This is a genomic window from Streptomyces sp. NPDC052040, from assembly GCF_044548405.1.
Taxonomy (GTDB): Bacteria; Actinomycetota; Actinomycetes; order Streptomycetales; family Streptomycetaceae; genus Streptomyces.
Genome location: NZ_JBIUBV010000005.1, coordinates 1 through 20,549, shown reverse-complemented (window position 1 = coordinate 20,549; position 20,549 = coordinate 1). Strand labels below are relative to the sequence as shown.

The following is a 20,549-nucleotide window of genomic DNA, read 5'->3' as shown; positions in this document are numbered from 1 at the left end:
AGGGCAGACGGGGCGGATCCCCGGCGATGCCGCCGGGCGCGGCTGCCCGGCCCTTCCCTTCCGGCGCTCCCGGGCGGCCCGAGAAGGCCGAGGTGCCCGGCCGTCCCGCCGGCGCACGGCCGTCCGGCCGGTCCGGCGCGCCCCGTCGGCTCGCCGCCGCTGCGCGACGGACCGCGCCGACGGGCGACCGGCCCGTGCGGCGGCTTCCCAACCCCCGGCTCACCGGTCTCGGCGGAGGGCTGTTCTGCGGGGCCGTGATGCTGCTGCTCGGGGCCCTGGACCAGTTGCTGTTCGGCTCGTCCCTCACCTTCTACGGCGTGCTGTTCCTGCCCGTGAGCGCGCTGACCGCGCTGTGGGTGCGGGGCGGGGACCTGGTGATCGCCCCGGTCGTGGTGCCGATCGCCTTCACCGTGGGCCTGCTCGCCCTCGCGGACGGCTCCGGGGGCGTGGGCGGACATCTGGTGGGGCTGGTCACCGCGCTCGCCACCCAGGCGGGCTGGCTCTACGGCGGCACCCTCGTCGCGGGTGTCATCGCGACCGTCCGCCGGGTCAGCATGATGCGCCGACGGATCGCGCAACGCCGTAGGGCAGCGGTGTGAGGGGCGGAGCCGGAGCCCTGGTACGTCGTAGCGAGGCTCTACGGCCCTACGACGTACCAGGGCCCCGGGCGTCGGCGTACTGAGTGCTAGGCGGAGTCTCCCGCCCGCATGGCCGCGCCCACGATGCCCGCGTTGTTCTGGAGCTGGGCGGGGACGATCTCCGCCTTGATGTCCTCGATCAGGGGCAGGAACTTGTGGGACTTGCGGCTGACGCCACCGCCGATGACGAACAGCTCCGGGGAGAACAGCATCTCCACATGGGCGAGGTACTTCTGCACCCGGTGCGCCCAGTGCTCCCAGGTCAGCTCGTTGTCGTCCTTGGCCTTGGTGGAGGCGCGCTTCTCCGCGTCGTGGCCGTTCAGTTCGAGGTGGCCCAGCTCGGTGTTGGGTACGAGGGTGCCGTCGACGAAGAGGGCGCTGCCGATGCCGGTGCCGAGGGTGAGCACGATGACCGTGCCCTTGCGGTCACGGCCCGCGCCGAAGCGCATCTCGGCCACACCGGCCGCGTCCGCGTCGTTGAGCACGGTCACGGGCAGGCCGCCCAGGCGCTCGCCGAACAGGGCGCGGGCGTCGGTGTCGATCCACTTCTTGTCGACATTGGCCGCCGTGCGGATGGTGGAGCCCCCGGTGACCACGCCGGGGAAGGTGATGCCGACCGGGCCGGTCCAGCCGTAGTGGCCGACGACCTCCTTCACCCCGTCGGCGACGGCCTCAGGGGTCGCCGGATGCGGGGTGAGCACCTTGAAGCGCTCCTCCGCGAGTTCGCCCCGGTCCAGGTCCACGGGAGCGCCCTTGATTCCGGATCCGCCGATGTCCACGCCGAAGATCTGCATGGGCACCACGGTACGTCCTGAGACCGGCCGGCTCCCCTCGGCCGACTGTCCCCGGCCGGGGAGAGCCAGGAGCCGGGGAGCAGGGCAGCCGGAGGACTCGCGTCGGTCCCTGCCGGGGATCGGACGCTCCGGGCCTCAGGTCACTCGCCCTCGGTACGCTCCGTGCGCCCCGTCGGCTCCGTGCGCTCCGTGCCCAGGGTGTCCGCCTCCTCGCGCAGGTCGCGGCGCAGCTCCTTGGGCAGTGAGAAGGTGATGGACTCCTCGGCCGCCTTGACGATCTCGACGTCCTCGAAGCCGTGCTCCGTGAGCCACTGGAGGACCTGCTCGACCAGGACCTCGGGGACGGAGGCACCGGAGGTCACGCCGACCGTGGAGACGCCCTCCAGCCAGTTCTCCTCGATCTCGTCGGCGAAGTCCACCAGGTACGCGGCACGGGCGCCCGCGATCTTGGCGACCTCGACCAGCCGCTTGGAGTTCGAGGAGTTCCGGGAGCCGACCACGATCACCAGGTCCGCCTCCGCGCCCATCTGCTTCACGGCGAGCTGGCGGTTCTGGGTGGCGTAGCAGATGTCGTCGCTGGGCGGGGAGATCAGCTGCGGGAACTTCTCCTTGAGGGCGTCGACCGTCTCCATCGTCTCGTCGACCGAGAGCGTGGTCTGCGACAGCCAGACGACCCGGGAGGGGTCGCGCACCTCGACCTTCGCGACGTCCTCGGGGCCGTCCACGAGCTGGATGTGGTCCGGGGCCTCGCCGGAGGTGCCGATGACCTCCTCGTGGCCCTCATGGCCGATCAGGAGGATGTCGAAGTCGTCATTGGCGAAGCGGACCGCTTCCTTGTGGACCTTGGTGACCAGGGGGCAGGTCGCGTCGATGGTGGCGAGGCGGCCCTGCCGGGCCTCTTCGTGGACGGTGGGGGCGACGCCGTGGGCGGAGAACATGACGATGTTGCCCGGCGGCACCTCCTCCGTGCGCTCGACGAAGATCGCGCCCTTCTTCTCCAGGGTCTGCACGACGTATTTGTTGTGCACGATCTCGTGGCGGACGTAGATCGGGGCCCCGTACTGCTCCAGGGCCTTCTCGACGGCGATCACGGCACGGTCGACGCCCGCGCAGTAGCCCCGGGGGGCGGCGAGCAGGACACGGCGGCCAGACGAAGCGGTCATGCGCACCATCGTAAGGCCGTGCCCGGGGCCCGCAGATCGCCTCCCTGGGGAGAGGTTGTGCCGACCGGCGTTGTCGTACCCGCCCGTTACGCTCGGCGCATGGCTGTGAACACATCCGCTGAGTCACCGCTGCCGGTCGGCGAGGTCTCGCGGCTCATCGGGGGCTGGATCGACCGGCTCGGGGCGGTGTGGGTCGAGGGGCAGATCACCCAGCTGTCGCGGCGGCCCGGCGCCGGGGTCGTCTTCATGACGCTGCGGGACCCGTCCTACGACATCTCCGTCGCCGTCACCTGCTACCGCCAGGTGTTCGACGCGGTCGCCGATGTGGTGCGCGAGGGCGCCCGGGTGGTGGTGCACGCCAAACCGGAGTGGTACGCGCCACGGGGCCAGCTGTCGCTGCGTGCCGTCGAGATACGTCCGGTGGGCGTCGGCGAGCTGCTCGCGCGGCTGGAGCAGCTGAAGAAAACCCTGGCCGCCGAGGGGCTCTTCGCGCCCGAGCGCAAGAAGCCGCTGCCGTTCCTGCCGCAGCTGATCGGACTGGTGTGCGGGCGCGCCTCGGCGGCCGAGCGGGATGTGCTGGAGAACGCGCGGCACCGCTGGCCCGCCGTCCGCTTCGAGGTGCGCAATGTCGCCGTGCAGGGGGTGCACGCCGTGCCCCAGGTCGTCCAGGCCGTCGAGGAGCTGGACGCCAGGGAGGACGTCGATGTGATCGTCGTGGCACGCGGCGGCGGCAGCGTGGAGGACCTGCTGCCGTTCTCCGACGAGCAGCTGGTCCGGGCGGTGGCGGCCTGCCGTACGCCCGTGGTGTCGGCGATCGGCCATGAACCGGACAATCCGCTGCTCGACCATGTCGCCGATCTGCGCGCCTCCACCCCGACCGACGCGGCCAAGCGGGTCGTGCCGGACGTGGGCGAGGAGATGCAGCGGGTGGAGGCTCTGCGGGACCGCGCGCGGCGGTGCGTGGGGGCGCTCGTCGAACGCGAGGAGCGGGGGCTCGCGCATGCGCTGGCGCGCCCCTGCATGGAGGACCCGCACCGCATGGTCGACGAGCGGGCGGAGCTGATTGCCTCGCTGGCGGACCGTGGCAGGCGCACGCTGCGGCATCTGCTGGACCGTGCCGATTCGGAGCTGGCGCACACGCATGCGCGGGTGGTGGCCCTGTCGCCGGCCGCGACACTGCGGCGGGGATACGCGGTGCTCCAGAAGGCCGACGGGCATGTGGTCAGGTCGCCGGACGAGGCGGCGGCGGGCGAGGCGCTGCGGGCGCGGGTGGCCGAGGGCGAGTTCACGGTACGGGCCGTGGCGGACAGTGAGGGATCTTAGGGTGGGCGGTATGACCGGTACGACGGACGAGACGCTCGGGTACGAGCAGGCACGGGACGAGTTGATCGAGGTCGTACGGCGCCTGGAGGCGGGCGGCACGACCCTGGAGGAGTCCCTGGCGCTGTGGGAGCGCGGCGAGGAGCTGGCCAAGGTGTGCCGGACCTGGCTGGAGGGCGCCCGCAGGCGGCTGGACGCCGCGCTGGCCGAGGAGCGCGAGGAGGCGGGGGGCGGGGGTGCGGAGGGCCCCGGCCGCGGCGACTGAGACCGCCCTCACCCGTGTGAGGCCGATCACCTCGCACCTATTTAGTTGAACATTGAACCTCTATGGGGTTACCGTCACCACGCAAGACGATCCCGACCCCTCGGGATCCAGCGCCATCATGAGCTTGAGGAAGTCCCCTTTCATGTCCCTCGTTCTTGACCCCGCCGCCCAGGACCTGCTGTTCCGGGAGGCTCGCACCGCCAACACCTTCACCGACGAGCCGGTGACCGACGCGCAGGTCCAGGCCATCTACGACCTGGTCAAGTACGGTCCGACGTCCATGAACCAGTCGCCGCTGCGCATCACCCTGGTCCGCTCCCCCGAGGCCCGCGAGCGCCTCGTCCGGCACATGGCGCAGGGCAACCGGGACAAGACCGCCACGGCACCGCTGGTCGCGATCCTCTCGGCGGACAACGAGTTCCACGAGGAGCTGCCCCAGCTCTTCCCGCACTTCCCCCAGGCCAAGGACACCGTCTTCGCCGCCCGCCCGGCACGGGAGAACAGCGCCCGGCTCAACGCCGCCCTCCAGGCCGCGTACTTCATCGTCGGCGTCCGCGCCGCCGGTCTCGCCGCGGGCCCGATGACGGGTCTGGACTTCGAGGGCGTGCGCAAGGAGTTCCTGGACGACGACCACACCCCGCTGATGGTCGTCAACATCGGCAGGCCGGGCGAGGACGCCTGGCACCCGCGCTCCCCGCGGCTGGAGTACGACGAGGTCGTGACCACGGTCTGACAGCCGGGAGCGGACCAGGTCCGGTCCCTCTCATGCGTGTGAAGGGCCCCCGCCGAAGACGCCGGGGGCCCTTCACACATGCACGGGGCCGGGGCCCGCCCTCCGAACCGGACCCCGGGCGGCCTCAGCCCATCCGCTGCGGGGCGGCCTCAGCCCATCCGCAGTGCTTCCGCCATCTTCGTCAGCTGGGCGAACGACGCGGTGCCCGCGACCACGGTCGTGGAACCCTTGTCCTTGAGGACGAGCGCGTCGTAGCGGCCGCCCGAGTAGCGCTGCCAGGTCTGCCCGCCGATGTCCTGGGTGGCCTTGGTGCCGTGCGCGCCCTGGCTGGCGTCGTCGATGAAGTCGGCCGCCTTCTGCGTCGACTGCTCGACCGCCACGTACTGGCCCTCGGGGTCCTGGAAGCCGAGGTGCCAGGCGCTGTAGGGATCTCCCTGGTAGCGCACCGAGGTGGCCTTCCAGCTGTCGGACAGGCCCTCGGGGGCCGCCACCGGGTAGGCCGCGGCGCGGCGGGCCGTGAGGAGCTCGACGCGGTAGTCCACACGCTTGAGGTCGGGGGCGCGGTCGTCATGGGGGATGAAGAGATAGATGACACCCGCTGCCAGCCCGATGAGGCCCAGGGAGAGAATCATGTCCCGGACCGTCTGCTGCTTGCCTTTCGTACCTGCCACGCCCCCTATCGTCGCAGGTGTGGCGTCCGCTCATCCGTGGGGCCCCCTGCTCATTTTGTCTGCCTAACGATAGAGTCGGCTCATACCCTCATCCGGCCGTCGCCGTATCAGAAAGGTGCGCTCCGATGACCGAGAATCATCATCTGCCGTCCGAGCTCGAAGTCCCCTCCGAGGCTCCGGACCGGAACCTCGCCCTGGAGCTGGTCCGGGTCACCGAGGCCGCCGCCATGGCCGCGGGCCGCTGGGTCGGCCGCGGCGAGAAGAACGGCGCCGACGGTGCCGCGGTCCGCGCCATGCGCGCCCTTGTCCAAACCGTGTCGATGAACGGCGTCGTCGTCATCGGTGAAGGTGAGAAGGACGAGGCCCCGATGCTCTTCAACGGGGAGCGGGTCGGCGACGGGACCGGCCCGGAGTGCGACATCGCCGTGGACCCGATCGACGGCACCACACTCACCGCCAAGGGCATGCCGAACGCGATCGCGGTGCTGGCCGCCGCCGACCGCGGCACGATGTTCGACCCGTCCGCGGTCTTCTACATGGACAAGCTGGTCACCGGTCCCGAGGCGGCGGACTACGTCGACATCAACGCCCCGGCCTCGGTGAACATCCGGCGGGTCGCCAAGGCCAAGCGCTCCGCGCCCGAGGACGTCACCGTCGTCATCCTCGACCGGCCGCGCCACGAGGGCCTCATCAAGGAGGTCCGGGAGACCGGCGCGCGCATCAAGCTGATCTCGGACGGTGATGTCGCGGGCTCGATCCTCACGCTGCGCGAGGGCACCGGCGTCGATCTGCTGCTGGGCGTCGGCGGCACCCCGGAGGGCATCATCTCCGCGTGCGCCGTGAAGTGCCTGGGCGGCACCATCCAGGGCAAGCTGTGGCCCAAGGACGACGAGGAGCGCCAGCGGGCCCTGGACGCGGGGCACGACCTCGACCGGGTGCTCACCACGGACGACCTCGTCTCCGGGGAGAACGTCTTCTTCGTCGCCACCGGCATCACGGACGGCGAGCTGCTGCGCGGTGTGCGCTACCGCTCGGAGACGGCCACCACCGACTCCATCGTGATGCGCTCCAAGTCAGGAACGGTCCGCCAGATCGAGTCGGTGCACCGGCTGAGCAAGCTGCGGGCCTACAGCGCGATCGACTTCGACCGCGCCAAGTAGCCGGGCGACCGGGAAGCCGGACCCGCCGAGGCAAGCGGCCTGGATCCGGGCCCACTGAGGCGAGAGGCCCGAATCCGAGCCCACTGAGGCGAGAGGCCTACGGAAGGGCGCGCTCTGTGCGGAGAGCGCGCCCCTTGTCGTAGATCGTCGATCCGACGAGGCCCGCTCAGCCCGCCGCGGCTATCGTCCCCCGCGAGGCCTTCTTCAGCTCCATCTCGCGACGGCGCCGCCGGGCCAGCACCACGCGGCGCTCGGCGGCGGTGAGGCCGCCCCAGACGCCGTAGGGCTCGGGCTGGAGCAGTGCGTGCTCCCGGCACTCCACCATCACCGGGCAGCGCGCGCAGACGCGTTTGGCCGCCTCCTCGCGGGACAGCCGGGCCGCGGTGGGTTCCTTGGAGGGGGCGAAGAACAGGCCGGCCTCGTCCCGCCGGCACACCGCCTCCGTGTGCCACGGGGCGTCCTGGTCCCTGTCGTGCACTGGTACCCGCTGGGTCGGAACGTCAGCGACCTGCAAGGACGAATGCGGCGGTTGCAGCACGGTCTACTCCTGACGACGGCTTCGCGAGCGAGAGACGATGCAGCAAGGCCTACCCGCTGTACGCGCGCCTATGCACTGAGTTCCGAACTGCTGTCACGCCAGGGGCTGTTGGGGCCGCCGATACGGGACGGACGGCGCGGGAGAGCAGCGGAGTCCGCGGCCGTCAGCGACCCCCGCCACAGCCCCCCACACCCCCGCCACGACCCCGTCAGCGGTCCAGATGCCTGCGCAGGGCCCGGTCCACCTTGCCCGAGACCCGGTCGAGTATGTCCGCGACCACCTTGCCCCGCCGGGGACGGGCCTCGACATTGCCCAGGACCGCCCAGCCGTCGACCTGGACCACGGGCGCCTGCGGCTCCGCCGAGTCCAGCGCCCGCACCTCGAAATTCCCGAGGATCCCGCCGCCGGTGCCGCGCAGCGACACGTTCTCCGGGACGCGGATCTGCACATCGCCGAAGACCGAGACCGCCTTGATCACGACCTGCTGGTACTCGAAGATCGCCTCGCTGAGGTCGATGGTCACGCTGCCGAACACCGAGTAGACCCTCAGGTGTCGCCCGGCCCGCCAGCGGCCCCTGCGCACCGAGGAGCTGAAGACCGCCACCACGCTCTCCTCGGCCACGGGCGGCAGCGGTCCGGAACCGGCCGGGCGGTGCGGCGCGGAGGTGTACGCGGGGGCCGGGCGTCCCGGGTGGGCGGCGGGCAGGTCCCGTACGAAGACCTCCAGCTCGCCGACCGTCTTCGCGTTCAGCACTCCCTCGACGCGCTCGGCGTGCTCGTCCGCGGTCAGGCGGCCCTCGGCGAGGGCGTCGCGCAGCATGTCGGCGATGCGGTCACGGTCGGCGTCCGAGGCGCGCAGCTCGGCGGCGGGCGGCGCGGTCTGCTTCTGAAGGTCCACGGCAGCAGCGTACCCAAACGCGATAGATCGCGACTACCCCCTGTCGCCGTCCTGGGGAAAACCGTTGCGGACCCGACGTCCGGGCCGGTCGGGGCCTGTCCGGACCTACTGAGCCTTACCTCACAAAGCCACCGCGCACCGCAGGTCCTACGCTGGTCCACGCCGCCAATGGAGGCGGGCACCATCTGCCGAGTGAGGAATGGGCTGAGATGCCTGAGTTCGCGTACACCGATCTGCTCCCCCAGGGAGAGGACACCACCCCCTACCGGCTGGTGACCTCCGAGGGTGTCTCCACCTTCGAGGCCGACGGCCGTACGTTCCTCAAGGTCGAGCCGGAGGCCCTGCGCAAGCTCGCCGAAGAGGCCATCCACGACATCCAGCACTATCTGCGGCCCGCGCACCTCGCCCAGCTGCGCCGCATCATCGACGACCCGGAGGCGTCCGCGAACGACAAGTTCGTGGCGCTGGACCTGCTGAAGAACGCGAACATCGCGGCGGCCGGTGTGCTTCCCATGTGCCAGGACACCGGCACGGCCATCGTGATGGGCAAGCGCGGACAGAACGTCCTGACCGGGGGCGAGGACGAGAAGGCCCTCTCCCACGGCATCTACGACGCCTACACCCGGCTGAATCTGCGCTACTCGCAGATGGCTCCGCTCACCATGTGGGACGAGAAGAACACCGGCTCCAACCTCCCGGCCCAGATCGAGCTGTACGCGACGGACGGCGGCGCCTACAAGTTCCTGTTCATGGCGAAGGGCGGCGGCAGCGCCAACAAGTCCTTCCTCTACCAGGAGACCAAGGCCGTTCTGAACGAGGCCTCCATGATGAAGTTCCTGGAGGAGAAGATCCGTTCGCTGGGCACGGCCGCCTGCCCGCCGTACCACCTGGCGATCGTCGTGGGCGGCACCAGCGCCGAGTACGCGCTGAAGACCGCGAAGTACGCCTCCGCGCACTACCTGGACGAGCTGCCCGCCGAGGGCTCCGAGCTGGGGCACGGCTTCCGGGACAAGGAGCTGGAGGAGAAGGTCTTCGAGCTGACGCAGAAGATCGGGATCGGCGCCCAGTTCGGCGGCAAGTACTTCTGCCACGACGTCCGCGTGGTGCGCCTGCCGCGGCACGGCGCGTCCTGCCCGGTGGCCATCGCCGTCTCCTGCTCGGCCGACCGGCAGGCGGTCGCGAAGATCACGGCCGAGGGCGTGTTCCTGGAGCAGCTGGAGACGGACCCGGCTCGATTCCTGCCGGAGACCACGGACGAGCACCTGGCCCAGGACGCCCAGGACGCGGACGTGGTGCGCATCGATCTGAACCAGCCGATGGACGCCATCCTCACCGAGCTGACCAAGTACCCGGTGAAGACCCGGCTGTCGCTGTCCGGCCCGCTGGTCGTGGCCCGGGACATCGCCCACGCCAAGATCAAGGAGCGGCTGGACGCGGGCGAGGAGATGCCGCAGTACCTGAAGGACCACCCGGTGTACTACGCGGGCCCGGCCAAGACCCCCGAGGGCTACGCGTCCGGTTCCTTCGGCCCGACGACGGCCGGCCGGATGGACTCCTACGTGGAGCAGTTCCAGGCGGCGGGCGGCTCCAAGGTGATGCTGGCCAAGGGCAACCGCAGCAAGCAGGTCACCGACGCGTGCGCCTCGCACGGCGGCTTCTACCTCGGCTCGATCGGCGGCCCGGCCGCCCGCCTCGCCCAGGACTGCATCAAGAAGGTCGAGGTCGTCGAGTACGAGGAGCTGGGGATGGAGGCGGTCTGGAAGATCGAGGTCGAGGACTTCCCCGCGTTCGTCGTGGTGGACGACAAGGGCAACGACTTCTTCAAGGACCCCGCCCCGCAGCCGACGTTCACCAGCATCCCGATGCGGGGCCCGGGCCTGGCGTAGCCCTCCGGGCGGACGGGGGCGCGCCATCCACCGGCGCCCCCGCCCGCACCCCGCGGCCCCGTACGCCCCGCAGGTCGCCCCGCACCCCGTACCGCCAGTCGCCCCGCGCCCCATACCGCCGTTCGCCCCGCCCCCCGGAACATCCGCCCCTCCCCGCGCGCTGTACCCGGTATGAGCGAATACCGCATCGAGCACGACTCCATGGGCGAGGTTCAGGTCCCCGTCGACGCCAAGTGGCGCGCCCAGACCCAGCGGGCGGTGGAGAACTTCCCCGTCTCCGGGCAGCGGATCGAGCGCGCGCACATCGAGGCGCTGGCCCGGATCAAGGGGGCCGCCGCCAAGGTCAACGCCGAGCTGGGCGTGCTCGACAAGGACGTCGCCGAGGCCGTGCAGGACGCCGCCGCCGAGGTCGCCGAGGGCCGGTGGGACGACCAGTTCCCGGTCGACGTCTTCCAGACCGGGTCCGGCACCTCGTCCAACATGAACGCCAACGAGGTCATCGCCACCCTGGCGAGCGAGCGGCTCGGCCGGGACGTGCACCCCAACGACCAGGTGAACGCCTCCCAGTCGTCCAACGACGTCTTCCCCTCCTCGGTGCACATCGCGGCCACCGCCGCCGTCAGCCGCGACCTCGTGCCCGCCCTGGACCATCTCGCGGCCGCCCTGGAGCGCAAGGCCGAGGAGTTCGCCGATGTCGTGAAGTCGGGGCGGACCCATCTCATGGACGCCACCCCGGTGACCCTCGGCCAGGAGTTCGGCGGGTACGCCGCCCAGATCCGCTATGGCATCGAACGGCTGAACGCTTCGCTGCCGCGCCTGGCCGAACTGCCGCTGGGCGGCACCGCGGTGGGCACCGGTATCAACACCCCGCCCGGCTTCTCCGCCGCCGTCATCGCCGAGGTCGCCCGCGCCACCGGGCTGCCGCTCACCGAGGCCCGCAACCACTTCGAGGCGCAGGGCGCGCGGGACGGGATCGTCGAGACCAGCGGGCAGCTGCGGACCATCGCCGTGAGCCTGACCAAGATCTCCAACGATCTGCGCTGGATGGCCTCCGGGCCGCGCACCGGTCTGGCCGAAATCAGCCTGCCGGACCTCCAGCCGGGTTCCTCGATCATGCCCGGCAAGGTCAACCCGGTGATCCCCGAGGCCGTCCTCATGGTCGCCGCCCAGGTCATCGGGAACGACACGGCCATCACCACGGCGGGGGCCTCCGGCTCCTTCGAGCTCAACGTGATGATGCCGGTCCTCGCGAAGAACGTGCTGGAGTCGGTCCGGCTGCTCGCCAACGCCGCGCGGCTGCTGGCCGACCGTACCGTCGACGGCATCGCCGCCCACCGCGAACGCGCCCGTGAGTACGCCGAGTCCTCGCCCTCCGTCGTCACCCCGCTCAACCGGTACATCGGCTACGAGGCGGCCGCGAAGGTCGCCAAGAAGGCGCTGGCGGAGCGCAAGACGATCCGTCAGGTCGTCCTGGAGTCCGGCCATGTGGAGCGCGGCGACCTCACCCTCGAACAGCTTGACGAGGCATTGGACGTCCTGCGGATGACCCGGCCGTGACGACGGCGCCCGGCCCCCTCACCAGGACGCGACCGACGCACCCCTGAGGGCGCGCTCCCCCACCCCTGAGGGCGCACGCCCCCACTCTTGGGGGCGCGCGGCCCCACTCTTGGGGCCGTGCCTGCCCCGCACGCCAGGCCGCGCCTGCCCCGCCCCCGAGACCGCGCCCCGGACCGGTCAGCCGCGACGCGAACCGGGACGGGGCCCCGGGGCGTCGTATGCCCCGGGCCCTAATATCTGTGCATGGCAGACGGTGGAGCGGTGAGACGAGTGGAAGCAGGCGGGTCGACGACACACTGGGCGCCGGGCGACCGGATCCTCTGGCGCTACCGCGAGAACGCCGGGCCGCGCTTCCATATCGCGCGGCCCGTCACCGTGGTCCGGGACGACGAGGAACTGCTCGCCGTGTGGATGGCCCCCGGCACCCCCTGCGTCAGGCCCGTCCTCGCCGACGGCACACCGCTGCACGCCGAGCCGCTGGAGTCCCGCTACACCAAGCCGCGGGCCGTGCGGCTCGACCGCTGGAGCGGCACCGGAGTGCTCAAGCTGGCCCGGCCCGGCGAGCCCTGGTCGGTGTGGCTGTTCTGGGAGCCGGGCTGGCGGTTCAAGAACTGGTACGTGAACCTGGAGGAGCCGCTGGTGCGCTGGGCCGGCGGGGTCGACTCCGAGGACCACTTCCTGGACCTCTGCGTCTACCCCGACCGCAGCTGGGACTGGCGCGACGAGGACGAGTTCGCGCAGGCGCAGCGGGACGGGCTGATGGACGCCCGGCTCGCCGCCCGGGTGCGGCAGGCGGGCCGGTCCGCGGTGGAGGTGATCCGCGCCTGGGGGCCGCCCTTCTCGGACGGCTGGCAGCACTGGCGTCCGGATCCGTCCTGGTCGGTGCCGTCGCTGCCGGAGGACTGGGACCGCCTGCCCGTGTGCACGGCCACATGAGACCCTTGTTGCGCCCCCGCGGTACAACCGTAGGATCGTCCTCCGCAAGGGCACAGCACTGGAACTCCCGCGATGTGCGCTGGGTTTGACCGATCGTCACCGAGGGGCGGCAGGACGTGAGCGAGGGGTACGAGGGCCACACAGGGACGGCTCGGCCGTCGAGTGGATCAGCGACGGCCTGTGACCATGCGGGAATTCCGTTCCTGGGGCACGCATTCCGGGTATCGGATTCTCGGCGGGACGAACTGCACGCACGGCGCGCAGCCCCGGACGGATGGATTCGACACGCGTGACGGAGCACCCGACCTCCCATGAGCGCCCCCAGCCGGGCGTGAGCCCCGCGGACCCCCGCGGGGCGCTCCTGCGTACCCCGGAGCCGCTGCCCACCGCGCCGGCCACCCCGGCGTTACCCGCGCAGACGCGGGCGGGCGGCCTGCCCGGCTCCTCCTCGGTGCCGGTGCCCCTCGCCCAGCAGGGCGCCGCGGGCAACCAGGGCGGTACACCCACTCCGCTGCCCGCGGCGGAGGGCGCCGAGCACTCCCAGCCCGCCGCCGAGGAGCCGGACACCCACCGGCCGCGGCCCGCTTCGGACGGCACCATTCCGGTCCAGCCGGGTGCCGGCCAGGACCGGGCGCCCGCCGTTCCCGGCGGCAAGGAGCGGCGCACCGGCCAGAACGGCCCGCCGCACGGACCGATGCCGATGCGGCGCGACGGCGACCGGCTGCGTTTCGTGGGCGCCGCCACCCGGCGGATCGCCCGCGGCATAGACCTCGACGAGATCGTGATGGGCCTGTGCCGGGCCACCGTGCCGACCTTCTCGGACGCGATCCTCGTCTATCTGCGCGATCCGCTGCCCGTGGGCGACGAGCGGCCCACGGGGCCCCTGGTGCTGCGGCTGCGGCGCACCGACCGGATCCCGCAGGACCGGGACCGGGACCTGGAGGACGGCATCCTGCCGGTGCCCGTCCCGGAGAACTCCGGTGTCGCGGACCTGAGCAACGAGCTGTGCGAGGTGCGGCCCGGCGGTGCGCTCGCCGAGGTGCTGCGCGGGGTGCGGCCGGTGTTCGCGGACGCGCCCGCCGCCCGGGCCGCGCTCCCGGAGCTGCTCGGCGAGGGAGTCACCATTCCGCCGGGCCAGCGCGCGATCCTGGCGCCGCTGCGGGGGCGGCGGCGGGTCATCGGCGCCGCCCTCTTCCTGCGCCGCCCCGAACGGCTCGCCTTCGAGCCGGACGATCTGCTGGTCGCCGCGCAGCTCGCCACGCACAGCGCGCTCGGCATCGACAAGGCCGTGCTCTACGGCCGTGAGGCGTACATCGCCGACGAGCTCCAGCGGACCATGCTGCCGGAGACCCTGCCGAACCCGACCGGTGTACGGCTCGCGTCCCGCTATCTCCCGGCCGCCGAGACCGCGCGGGTGGGCGGCGACTGGTACGACGCCATTCCGCTGCCCGGCAGCCGGGTGGCCCTGGTGGTGGGCGATGTCATGGGCCACTCCATGACCTCCGCGGCGATCATGGGCCAGCTGCGGACCACGGCGCAGACGCTCGCCGGGCTGGATCTGCCGCCGCAGGAGGTGCTGCACCATCTGGACGAGCAGGCCCAGCGGCTCGGCACCGACCGCATGGCGACCTGTCTCTACGCCGTCTACGACCCGGTCGCGCACCGGATCACCATCGCCAACGCGGGCCATCCGCCGCCGGTGCTGCTGCACCTCGGCGGCCGGGCGCAGGTGCTGCGGGTGCCTGCGGGCGCCCCCATCGGCGTGGGCGGGGTGGACTTCGAGGCGGTGGAGCTGGACGCACCGGCGGGCGCGACCCTGCTGCTGTACACGGACGGTCTGGTGGAGTCCCGGCTGCGGGACGTGTGGACCGGTATAGAACAGCTGCGGGAGAAGCTCGCCGCGACCGCCCGGCTCACCGGCGCGGACCATCCGCCGCCGCTGGAGGCGCTCTGCGACGAGGTGCTCGACATGCTCGGCCCGGGCGACCGGGACGACGACATCGCGCTGCTCGCCGCCCGCTTCGACGGGATCGCGCCCAGCGATGTCGCGTACTGGTTCCTGGAGCCCGAGGACGCGGCCCCCGGCCGGGCCCGGCGGCTGGCCCGGCGGGCGCTCGCCCGCTGGGGCCTGGAGGAGCTGACGGACTCGGTGGAGCTGCTGGTCAGCGAGGTGGTGACCAATGCGGTGCGCTATGCGTCACGACCCATCACGCTGCGGCTGCTCCGTACCGATGTGCTGCGCTGCGAGGTCGGTGACGACGTTCCGCAGCTGCCGCGGCTGCGGCAGGCCCGGGCCACGGACGAGGGCGGCCGGGGGCTGTATCTGGTGAACCGGCTGGCCCGGCGCTGGGGCGCGACCCGGCTGAGCACCGGAAAAGTGGTCTGGTTCGAGCTGGGCCGGGGGTGAGGTCCGGCCCCGCCCGGGGCCGGACCCCCGCCCGGAAGAAAGCTCGAATTGGACCCCGTCCAAATGTTGCCGACATCCCGTCGGCGGAGTTGACTGCGAAGGTGACCGAAGCGACCCGACCGACCCCTTAGCACGACGGGAGGACGCTCGTGACCCAGGCACCGCAGTCGGTTCCCCGCACCACCTCCAATGCGGGCATCCCGGTGGAGAGCGACGAACACTCGCTCACCGTCGGTTCGAACGGCCCGATCCTGCTCCAGGACCACTACCTGATCGAGAAGATGGCCCAGTTCAACCGGGAACGGGTCCCCGAGCGGGTGGTGCACGCCAAGGGCAGTGGCGCGTACGGAACCTTCGACGTCACCAATGACGTGAGTCAGTTCACCAAGGCCGATCTCTTCCAGCCCGGCAGAAGCACCGCGATGCTCGCCCGCTTCTCCACGGTCGCCGGAGAGCTGGGCTCCCCCGACACCTGGCGCGACCCCCGCGGTTTCGCGCTCAAGTTCTACACCGAACACGGCAACTACGACCTGGTGGGGAACAACACCCCCATCTTCTTCGTCCGCGACCCGATGAAGTTCCAGGACTTCATCCGCTCCCAGAAGCGCCACCCGATGACCGGGCTGCGCAACAACGACATGCAGTGGGACTTCTGGACCCTCTCCCCCGAGTCGGCACACATGGTCACCTGGCTGATGGGCGACCGGGGTATCCCGAAGACGTACCGCAATATGAACGGGTACTCCTCTCACACCTACATGTGGATCAACGGCGGCGGCGAGAAGTTCTGGGTCAAGTACCACATCAAGACCGACCAGGGCATCGACTTCCTCACCCAGGAGCAGGCCGACGAGCTGGCCGGCAAGGACGCCGATGTGCACCGCCGGGACCTCTACGAGGCCATCGAGCGCGGCGATCACCCGTCCTGGACGATGTATGTGCAGGTGATGCCGTTCGCGGACGCACCGGACTACCGGTTCAACCCGTTCGACCTGACCAAGGTGTGGCCGCACGGCGACTACCCGCTGATCGAGGTCGGCCGGATGACCCTGAACGAGAACCCGGAGGACTACTTCATCCATATCGAGCAGGCCGCGTTCGAGCCGTCCAATCTGGTGCCGGGCATCGGCCCCTCGCCGGACAAGATGCTGCTCGGCCGGCTCTTCTCGTACCCGGACACGCACCGCTACCGCATCGGCCCGAACTACGCCCAGCTGCCGCCCAACCGGCCGCGGGTGGACGTACGGTCGTACGCCAAGGACGGCCCGATGCGCTACGAGCCCGCCCGCACCGCGCGGGTGTACGCACCGAACTCCTACGGCGGCCCCGCCGCGGCCGTGGAGCAGTTCGGCGACCCTGCCGGGTGGGAGACGGCGGGCGAGATGGTGCGCGAGGCGTACCGGCTGCACCGCGAGGACGACGACTTCGGCCAGGCCCACACCATGGTCCGCCAGGTCCTGGACGAGGCGGCCCGCGACCGGCTGGTCTCCAATGTCACCGGACACCTGCTCCAGGGCGTGTCCCGGCCGGTCCTGGACCGGGCGCTCCAGTACTGGCGCAACATCGACAAGGAGATCGGCGACCGCATCGCCCACAACGTCAACGGCGGCTGACGCACCCCGCAGGAAGGGCGCCCGGTGATGCACCGGGCGCCCTTCCTGTGTCAGTTTCCTTGCGTCTGCTGGGGCCTACTGCGGCTGCCTGTCCGGGTTGAACGGGTTCTCCGGGCTCACCGGTGGCGACGGGGCCTGGGTGGTCGGCGCGGTCGTCGTCGGCGACTCGCTGGGCGAGTGGCTCGGGCTGCTCGGCGGAGCCGAGCTGGTCGGCGGCTGGGTCGTCGGCTTCTGCGTGGTCCGCGTCGGCGACGGGCTGGAACTGGGCGACAGCGAGGGGCTCGGGCTCTCGGTGGGCTGGACCGCCGCGCCCTGCGTGGTGTCCAGGTCGAAGGAGCTGACCTCGCCCATCGCGGCGAAGGTGTACGCGGCCCAGATCTGCGCCGGATAGCTGCCACCGGCGATCCGGCCGCCGCTCCGGGTGAGGCCCGTGGCGCCCGCCAGGCCGACCTGGTTCCCGTTCTTCGCCTCACCGAAGAGGCCGACCGAGGTGACCAGGTCCGGGGTGTAGCCGGTGAACCAGGCCGACTTGTTGTTGTCGGAGGTGCCGGTCTTGCCCGCGACCTGCTGCCCCTCGCGCGCCGGGTTGTCCCGGACCGAGGAGCGGGCCGTGCCGTCGTCGACCACACCGGTCAGCACCGAGGTGACCGTGTCCGCGGCGGTACGGCTGATGGCCTGGCCGCCGACCGGGTCGGGCAGATCGACCGTACGGTCCTTGTGCTCGGCGGACTTCAGGATCGCCGGGGTCACCTTGCGGCCGTGGTTGTCGAGGGTCGCGTAGACGCCGGCCATCTCCAGCGGGCTGGCGCCCATGCTGCCGAGGGTCTGCGCGGGAACGGCGGGCAGGTCCTTGGTGTCCATGCCGAGGGTGTTCGCGACCTTCAGCACCTCGGGCATGCCCACATCGACGCCCATCTGCGCGAAGACCGAGTTCACCGACTGGTTCATCGCCGTCTGGACGGTGATGTCGTTGTAGCTCTGGTCGTCCTCGTTCGGCGGGGCGAAGGGGATCGAGCTGCCCCGGACCGGACGGCGGGACGTGCCGTCGTAGATCGTGTTGGCGGTGATCGCCCGGCCGTCCTGCGTCTTGGCCTGCTCCTCCAGGGCGGCCGCGAGGATCACCGGCTTGAAGGTGGAGGCGGGCTGGTAGTCGCGGCGGGTGGCGTTGTTGCGGAAGTGCTTGAAGTAGTCGACACCGCCGTACATGGCGAGCACCCGGCCGGTCTTGGGGTCGACCGAGACGGCGCCCGGCTGGACATTGGCGTCGACTGCGCGCTTCTGCGGATCGAGCTTGCTGGTCAGCTGCTGCTTGACCGCCTGCTCGAGCTCCTTCTGCTTCTTCTTGTCGATGTTCACCGTGATGGTCCAGCCGCCCGCCCGGACCAGCGCCTCCGCGTCACCGAGGGAGGAGGCGGTGCCCTGGGCGACGAGCTGCTTCTCCAGCTCCGCGTTGGCCGCGTCCACCAGGTAGCCGGTCTGCCCCTCCATGCCGGGCGCGGCCTTGGGCGCCTTGGGCACCGGGAACTTCATGGACTGGCGCTGGCCCGCGTCGAGCCAGTGCATCTGCACCATGTTGTCCAGGACGTAGGTCCAGCGGGCCTGCGCCAGCTTCTTGCCGGTGTCGCTGGCGATGGCCCAGTCGTACTGGTTCGGCGCCTGGAGCAGCGCGGCCAGGTAGGCGCCCTCCTGCACCGTGAGGTCCTTGGCGTCCTTGCGGTAGTACGCCTGCGCGGCGGCCTGGATGCCGTACGCGCCGCGGCCGTAGTAGCTGGTGTTGATGTAGCCCGCAAGGATGTAGTCCTTGGTCTTCTTGCGGTCCAGCTTCAGCGAGATGACCAGTTCCTTCAGCTTGCGCGTGACGGTCTGGTTCTGGTTCAGGTAGTAGTTCTTGACGTACTGCTGGGTGATCGTCGAACCGCCCTGCGCGCCCTTGCCGGAGACGGTGTTGAGCAGACCGCGGGCGGTGCCCCTCAGGTCGACGCCGGAGTCGTTGTAGAAGGTCTTGTTCTCCGCGGCGACAAAGGTGTGCTGGACGGCCTTGGGCACCTGGGCGAGGTCGACGCTCTCCCGGTTGATCTCACCGGTGCGGGCGAGGATCGTGCCGTCGTCGTACTTGTAGACATTGCTCTGGAGCTTGGCGGTGGCGTTCCCGGCCGGGATCGGTGTCATCGCGTAGAGCAGCGCGAAGGCGCCCATGACCAGCAGCACCAGGCCGATCAGCGAGCCGACGACCTTCTTCCAGGTGAAGAACCTGCGTATGCCGCTCTTCCCGGACTTGCCGGCCTTGCCGCCCTTGGCGGTCCGGGCGGCGCGCGCCGCGGCCCGGCCGCCGGCCGGCGGGGCGCCCGCACTCGCGGTGGCCCCCGGTATGCCGGCGGTGGTGTCGGTCGTCGTCCCGGACGAGCGCTGGGGCGCCGCGCGGCGGCCCTGGCGCTGCCGCGCCCGTCTCTCTTCCGCTCGTCCCATGAGTCGATCCGCTCCGCTTCCTTCTCGGCTGTCGCACAGGTACGTGGCTCAGGTCAGCTCAGAAAGCTAGCACCGCGTCCTAAGACAAAGGGGCGGCGATCCCCCCTTTTACGGACGTGACAATCAGCACCTGTCCCACCGGAACCGACGATCAGGAGGGCTGGAAGGTTGTCACCACGGATATTGTGATATCACTTAGCTAGAGAAGAGCTAGATCAGGAAACGGGGGAGACCACCCATGTCGACACAAGACGCCACGGCCGCCGACATACCCGAGATGCCGAGCCCACGCGTACGGGAGTTCCCGGCGCACAGCGTCGGCGGCGGCCTCGCGCTGCTGCTCGGACTGGCCGGGCTGGCGCTCGGGGTGGGGCTGGTGGCCTGGGGCTCGACGGTCACGTCGTCCGGCGCCAGAGGCACGCTGATCACCGTCGGCGTCCTGACCGCGATCGCGGCGGTGACCGCGATGTGCGGTCTGAACACGGTGGCGCCGGGTGAGGCCCGGGTCGTACAGCTCTTCGGGCGCTACCGCGGCACGATCCGGCAGGACGGGCTGCGCTGGGTGAACCCCTTCACCTCCCGCTCCATGATCTCCACCCGGGTCCGCAACCACGAGACCGCCGTCCTCAAGGTCAACGACGCCTACGGCAACCCGATCGAGCTGGCCGCGGTGGTGGTCTGGAAGGTCCAGGACACCGCGCAGGCCACCTTCGAGGTGGACGACTTCCTGGAGTTCGTCGCCACCCAGACCGAGGCCGCCGTGCGGCACATCGCCATCGAGTACCCCTACGACGCCCATGAGGAGGGCGGGCTCTCGCTGCGCGGCAACGCCGAGGAGATCACCGAGAAGCTCGCCGCCGAACTGCACGCCCGGGTGGAGGCGGCCGGAGTGCGGATCGTCGAGTCCCGCTTCACGCACCTCGCGTACGCTCCGGAGATCGCCTCCGCGATGCTCCAGCGACAGCAGGCGGGCGCGGTGGTCGCCGCGCGGCGGCAGATCGTGGACGGCGCGGTCGGGATGGTGGAGGCGGCACTCGCCCGGATCGCCGAGCAGGACATCGTGGAGCTGGACGAGGAACGGAAGGCAGCAATGGTGTCGAACCTGATGGTGGTGCTGTGCGGGGACCGGGCACCGCAGCCCGTGCTCAACACGGGATCCCTCTACCAGTGACGGCCTCCTCCGGGGGCCCCGCCCCCCAGCGCCGGCCGCAGCAGCGCAAGCAGGTGCTGCTGCGGCTGGACCCGTCGGTGTACGAGGCGCTGGCCCGCTGGGCCTCGGACGAACTGCGGTCCGCCAACGCCCAGATCGAGTTCCTGCTGCGGCGCGCCCTCGCGGAGACCGGCCGCCTGCCCGGCGGCGCCGGACCGATCCCCCGCCGGGGCCGCCCACCGGCCTCGGGCGACCCGGAGGCCTAGCTGTTCTGTCCCGGGAGGTTGTGGACGGGTGAGCCAGGTCTCGGCTGAGGGATCTTGAACGGGTGAGGGCCTTCCGGTTCGGTGTGGA

General features: G+C 71.1%; 18 protein-coding genes. 12 read left to right on the top strand and 6 right to left on the bottom strand.

The features are described from left to right. Window positions 1-92: 92 nt before the first annotated feature. On the top strand, window positions 93-599 hold the full coding sequence (locus ACIHAA_RS12825; RefSeq protein ID WP_399816188.1) for a DUF6542 domain-containing protein: 507 nt from the start codon (window positions 93-95) through the stop codon (window positions 597-599). Window positions 600-685: 86 nt separating this feature from the next. Here the strand turns inward: ACIHAA_RS12825 and ppgK are convergent, their stop codons facing one another. Beyond that, window positions 686-1,432, bottom strand: a complete 747-nt coding sequence (gene ppgK, locus ACIHAA_RS12820) for a polyphosphate--glucose phosphotransferase (RefSeq protein ID WP_399816186.1) — start codon at window positions 1,430-1,432, stop codon at window positions 686-688. A 140-nt stretch (window positions 1,433-1,572) separates the two neighbouring features. Then, window positions 1,573-2,604, bottom strand: coding sequence for a 4-hydroxy-3-methylbut-2-enyl diphosphate reductase (locus tag ACIHAA_RS12815; protein ID WP_399816184.1), 1,032 nt, complete (start codon window positions 2,602-2,604; stop codon window positions 1,573-1,575). A 90-nt stretch (window positions 2,605-2,694) separates the two neighbouring features. On the opposite strand from ACIHAA_RS12815, the gene xseA reads away from it, so the two are divergent. The 3 genes from xseA (at window position 2,695) to ACIHAA_RS12800 (ending at window position 4,913) form a co-directional block, all read left to right on the top strand. Next, window positions 2,695-3,918: an exodeoxyribonuclease VII large subunit gene (gene xseA, locus ACIHAA_RS12810; RefSeq protein WP_399816182.1), complete on the top strand. Its 1,224-nt coding sequence runs from the start codon at window positions 2,695-2,697 to the stop codon at window positions 3,916-3,918. Window positions 3,919-3,928: 10 nt separating this feature from the next. Next, complete coding sequence (locus tag ACIHAA_RS12805) at window positions 3,929-4,180, top strand: exodeoxyribonuclease VII small subunit (RefSeq protein WP_399816180.1); 252 nt, start codon at window positions 3,929-3,931, stop codon at window positions 4,178-4,180. A 142-nt stretch (window positions 4,181-4,322) separates the two neighbouring features. Then, window positions 4,323-4,913 (top strand): malonic semialdehyde reductase, encoded by a 591-nt coding sequence (locus tag ACIHAA_RS12800; RefSeq protein WP_399816178.1) that lies wholly within the window; start codon window positions 4,323-4,325, stop codon window positions 4,911-4,913. A 149-nt stretch (window positions 4,914-5,062) separates the two neighbouring features. On the opposite strand, the gene ACIHAA_RS12795 is transcribed toward ACIHAA_RS12800, so the two are convergent. Then, a complete protein-coding gene (locus tag ACIHAA_RS12795) occupies window positions 5,063-5,584 on the bottom strand; it encodes a DUF4245 domain-containing protein (protein WP_399816176.1) in 522 nt (173 codons plus the stop codon). A 125-nt stretch (window positions 5,585-5,709) separates the two neighbouring features. Here ACIHAA_RS12795 and glpX point away from each other — a divergent pair, with 125 nt between their 5' ends. After that, complete coding sequence (gene glpX / locus ACIHAA_RS12790; RefSeq protein ID WP_399816174.1) at window positions 5,710-6,744, top strand: class II fructose-bisphosphatase; 1,035 nt, start codon at window positions 5,710-5,712, stop codon at window positions 6,742-6,744. A gap of 166 nt (window positions 6,745-6,910) precedes the next feature. On the opposite strand, the gene ACIHAA_RS12785 is transcribed toward glpX, so the two are convergent. Next, window positions 6,911-7,282 (bottom strand): WhiB family transcriptional regulator, encoded by a 372-nt coding sequence (locus tag ACIHAA_RS12785; RefSeq protein WP_399816172.1) that lies wholly within the window; start codon window positions 7,280-7,282, stop codon window positions 6,911-6,913. A gap of 208 nt (window positions 7,283-7,490) precedes the next feature. Further along, window positions 7,491-8,180 (bottom strand): DUF1707 domain-containing protein, encoded by a 690-nt coding sequence (locus ACIHAA_RS12780; protein WP_399816170.1) that lies wholly within the window; start codon window positions 8,178-8,180, stop codon window positions 7,491-7,493. A gap of 209 nt (window positions 8,181-8,389) precedes the next feature. Here ACIHAA_RS12780 and ACIHAA_RS12775 point away from each other — a divergent pair, with 209 nt between their 5' ends. The 5 genes from ACIHAA_RS12775 to ACIHAA_RS12755 all read left to right on the top strand — a co-directional run bounded on the left by ACIHAA_RS12775 (window position 8,390) and on the right by ACIHAA_RS12755 (window position 16,579). Further along, window positions 8,390-10,066 carry a fumarate hydratase gene (locus tag ACIHAA_RS12775; protein WP_399816168.1) on the top strand — a complete coding sequence of 559 codons (1,677 nt, stop codon included), beginning with the start codon at window positions 8,390-8,392 and terminating at the stop codon, window positions 10,064-10,066. Between the two features lie 171 nt (window positions 10,067-10,237). Continuing rightward, complete coding sequence (locus ACIHAA_RS12770) at window positions 10,238-11,623, top strand: class II fumarate hydratase (protein ID WP_399816166.1); 1,386 nt, start codon at window positions 10,238-10,240, stop codon at window positions 11,621-11,623. A 243-nt stretch (window positions 11,624-11,866) separates the two neighbouring features. Then, window positions 11,867-12,559 carry a DUF402 domain-containing protein gene (locus ACIHAA_RS12765; protein ID WP_399816164.1) on the top strand — a complete coding sequence of 231 codons (693 nt, stop codon included), beginning with the start codon at window positions 11,867-11,869 and terminating at the stop codon, window positions 12,557-12,559. A 274-nt stretch (window positions 12,560-12,833) separates the two neighbouring features. Further along, a complete protein-coding gene (locus ACIHAA_RS12760) occupies window positions 12,834-14,966 on the top strand; it encodes a SpoIIE family protein phosphatase (RefSeq protein ID WP_399816162.1) in 2,133 nt (710 codons plus the stop codon). Between the two features lie 149 nt (window positions 14,967-15,115). Then, complete coding sequence (locus ACIHAA_RS12755; RefSeq protein WP_399816160.1) at window positions 15,116-16,579, top strand: catalase; 1,464 nt, start codon at window positions 15,116-15,118, stop codon at window positions 16,577-16,579. A 75-nt stretch (window positions 16,580-16,654) separates the two neighbouring features. On the opposite strand, the gene ACIHAA_RS12750 is transcribed toward ACIHAA_RS12755, so the two are convergent. Further along, window positions 16,655-19,045, bottom strand: a complete 2,391-nt coding sequence (locus ACIHAA_RS12750) for a transglycosylase domain-containing protein (protein ID WP_399816158.1) — start codon at window positions 19,043-19,045, stop codon at window positions 16,655-16,657. A 238-nt stretch (window positions 19,046-19,283) separates the two neighbouring features. On the opposite strand from ACIHAA_RS12750, the gene ACIHAA_RS12745 reads away from it, so the two are divergent. Together ACIHAA_RS12745 and ACIHAA_RS12740 are read left to right on the top strand one after the other, a co-directional pair. Further along, window positions 19,284-20,216, top strand: coding sequence for an SPFH domain-containing protein (locus ACIHAA_RS12745; protein ID WP_399816156.1), 933 nt, complete (start codon window positions 19,284-19,286; stop codon window positions 20,214-20,216). Continuing rightward, a complete protein-coding gene (locus tag ACIHAA_RS12740) occupies window positions 20,213-20,461 on the top strand; it encodes a hypothetical protein (protein ID WP_399816154.1) in 249 nt (82 codons plus the stop codon). Before ACIHAA_RS12745 ends, ACIHAA_RS12740 begins: the two co-directional genes overlap by 4 nt. The last annotated feature ends 88 nt before the right edge of the window (window positions 20,462-20,549 follow it).

Bases quoted from the DNA above. Each gene is read 5' to 3' on its own strand.
- ACIHAA_RS12805 (WP_399816180.1), top strand. From the start codon at position 3,929: ATGACCGGTACGACGGACGAGACGCTCGGGTACGAGCAGGCACGGGAC.
- glpX (WP_399816174.1), top strand. From the start codon at position 5,710: ATGACCGAGAATCATCATCTGCCGTCCGAGCTCGAAGTCCCCTCCGAG.
- ACIHAA_RS12760 (WP_399816162.1), top strand. From the start codon at position 12,834: ATGGATTCGACACGCGTGACGGAGCACCCGACCTCCCATGAGCGCCCC.
- xseA (WP_399816182.1), top strand. From the start codon at position 2,695: ATGGCTGTGAACACATCCGCTGAGTCACCGCTGCCGGTCGGCGAGGTC.
- ACIHAA_RS12750 (WP_399816158.1), bottom strand. From the start codon at position 19,045: ATGGGACGAGCGGAAGAGAGACGGGCGCGGCAGCGCCAGGGCCGCCGC.
- ACIHAA_RS12745 (WP_399816156.1), top strand. From the start codon at position 19,284: ATGTCGACACAAGACGCCACGGCCGCCGACATACCCGAGATGCCGAGC.
- ACIHAA_RS12815 (WP_399816184.1), bottom strand. From the start codon at position 2,604: ATGGTGCGCATGACCGCTTCGTCTGGCCGCCGTGTCCTGCTCGCCGCC.
- ACIHAA_RS12800 (WP_399816178.1), top strand. From the start codon at position 4,323: ATGTCCCTCGTTCTTGACCCCGCCGCCCAGGACCTGCTGTTCCGGGAG.
- ACIHAA_RS12765 (WP_399816164.1), top strand. From the start codon at position 11,867: ATGGCAGACGGTGGAGCGGTGAGACGAGTGGAAGCAGGCGGGTCGACG.
- ACIHAA_RS12770 (WP_399816166.1), top strand. From the start codon at position 10,238: ATGAGCGAATACCGCATCGAGCACGACTCCATGGGCGAGGTTCAGGTC.
- ACIHAA_RS12775 (WP_399816168.1), top strand. From the start codon at position 8,390: ATGCCTGAGTTCGCGTACACCGATCTGCTCCCCCAGGGAGAGGACACC.
- ppgK (WP_399816186.1), bottom strand. From the start codon at position 1,432: ATGCAGATCTTCGGCGTGGACATCGGCGGATCCGGAATCAAGGGCGCT.